1 protein-coding gene is annotated in these 1,683 nt (G+C 42.8%); it reads right to left on the bottom strand.

The features are described 5' to 3' along the window. Positions 1-107: 107 nt before the first annotated feature. On the bottom strand, positions 108-1,205 hold the full coding sequence (locus COY37_RS00180; RefSeq protein WP_286679116.1) for a transglutaminase-like domain-containing protein: 1,098 nt from the start codon (positions 1,203-1,205) through the stop codon (positions 108-110). Positions 1,206-1,683: the final 478 nt, after the last annotated feature.

Below are 1,683 nucleotides of genomic sequence, written 5' to 3'. Positions count from 1 at the left end.
TATAACATCCTGGTTGGGCCGTCAAGTTTACGGCTTTCTGTATGCGACTTAAATCCCTTTACCAAATTTAGGGCATTGTGCTGGGAATACTTGCTCAACGCATCTTTCTATAACTCTTTATAGATAACTGTATATTTGAAATCCTTCTGCGACAGATAATCAAGAGCTTTCCCATCAACTTCAACATAGGGATACATGAAATAATTGAGCTTCCCTGCTTCTTGCGGTGGATTAAGGGTTATATCTCGTCCGGTTCCAAATTCAACGTAATTCGCAGTCTGGGTCCCAAAGAAGTAAGAGCGAGCATCCTTAACCTTTGGGTCATCCAGCTTCAAGTTCTCTTTTAGCATTAGTTTTAAGACATCAGAGGCATCCACCGGTACCCAGCCATAACCCGGCATATAGAATTCGGCTATGCAGTGGTATGCTTTTGTCATGTCGCCTTCCGATTCTTTAGGTATCCTGATTCCGAATATCTCTCTTGCAGGAACTCCAACGCTTCTGGAAAGAGCAACGTACACTGAATGTATGTCGGCGCATTTACCTTTTTTACTATTTAACAGACCGCAAACATCCCCTTGCCCACAGCCTTTCACAGTATCATCCCTCTTGTAATTCTCGACGAGATAATCATATACGGCTTCCGATTTTGCCAGGGCTGAAGTTTTACCTTCCGCTATTTTCTCGGCAGTTTCTTTAACCGCCCCATCCGTTGACACCAGACCGGATGGCATTAGATAATCCTTTATATCAGGATCGATCGAGGTTTCCTCGCTGTCAGGAAAGTCTTTTTTGATAATTTCACTTCTTTTTACATCGAATGAGAACGAGATATCGGGAACAACTTGCGGGTTTGTCCATTCAGTATACAGCATCATGTTCTTAAGCTTGCCATCACTATAGATGCCGCTATTAGCATAATTTCCGCTAATACCTACATTAGTGATTGCTTGATGCTTGTTGGATACCGGATACGGCAGCCACATCCGTACTTTCTTCGCTCCTTTAAATGACCCAACGTCCACCCTGAAGGTGACTCTCGCCCTTCTTGCCTTTGGCATTACCTTCTCTGAAGAGAAATACTTCGATTTAACATCTATCGAACTTTGAGAGGTCTGCTTTGAAACCCGCGTGCATCCAAACAACGATATGCCAGACATAAGCATTACTAATAGAACGGCTAATACATATTTTCCCCTTACCATACAATCTCCTTTCATAGTGAGCACGACGTGCTTGTCATATAGCCATGCCATAATTTGCTATGCCTTATACTATAAATAACACATACCTATATTGCAAGTTTGGCTTCTTAGAATATTATCGAGCGCTATGCGGGCACGATAGTTGCAATCAAGGCATTGAAAATTAAGCCTTGAGGACAAATTCTACGTGTTGGGATAGTGCCGGGCGCACCTAAAACAGATAATGGCTCCGTAGAGCCATTATCTTCCAGATTTGTCGCCCTCACAGGACGCTATTTGAACTCATATCTGTTACATAACCTTGCAAAATATATCTCTGAGCTGCAGTGATATAATAGCACTTCTGTGTGAGGTACTTAAAGACGAGCGCCCTACTTGTTGCTACCATTCAAGTAATAATCCAAGTCGCCGATACAGTAAAAAATCGGGTGGTGTTTCCGTCAAATGCTGCACTACCTCAATCCTAGGGAGGGTGTAA

Source organism: Candidatus Aquicultor secundus, assembly GCF_002791875.1.
Lineage (GTDB): Bacteria > Actinomycetota > Aquicultoria > Aquicultorales > Aquicultoraceae > Aquicultor_A > Aquicultor_A secundus.
The sequence above is the reverse complement of the archived record's forward strand: the minus strand, read 5'-3'. Positions and strand labels throughout refer to the sequence as shown.

What these genes read in the sequence shown, in the direction of transcription:
- COY37_RS00180 (WP_286679116.1), bottom strand. Translation starts at nt 1,205, where the DNA reads ATGGTAAGGGGAAAATATGTATTAGCCGTTCTATTAGTAATGCTTATG.